General features: G+C 34.9%; 1 protein-coding gene. It reads right to left on the reverse strand.

Annotation, left to right across the window (positions count from 1 at the left end; all coding sequences use genetic code 11):
- Nucleotides 1–119: 119 nt before the first annotated feature.
- Nucleotides 120–373: hypothetical protein (locus IM792_RS21205; RefSeq protein ID WP_228085319.1), on the reverse strand; the 254-nt coding region annotated here is incomplete at its 5' end.

Below are 373 nucleotides of genomic sequence, written 5' to 3' on the forward strand. Positions count from 1 at the left end.
TGAGAATACTGTTGAAAGAACTAATGCTGTTGCTATGATTGACTTTTTCATGGTTTTAATTTTTTATAGGGGTTTTTACTGTGATTGCTTGTTGATATATGTTGTTGTGATTGTTGTAATTAGTCGGCAGAAGAAACATCCTTTTTGTCACCAGCTTTAGCGTCGGCAGAGCTTACATCTTTCTTGTCGCCAGCTTTGTAATCGGCAGAAGAAACGTCTTTTTTATCGCCTGCTTTAATGTTAGTAGCAGCTACTGAAGAGAATACTGTTGAAAGAACTAATGCTGTTGCTATGATTGACTTTTTCATGTTGTTGAGATTTTTATAGGGGTTTTTACTGTTGTTAATTGTTGATATATGTTGTTGTGATCGTT

Source organism: Mucilaginibacter sp. JRF (assembly GCF_015223065.1).
Lineage (GTDB): Bacteria > Bacteroidota > Bacteroidia > Sphingobacteriales > Sphingobacteriaceae > Mucilaginibacter.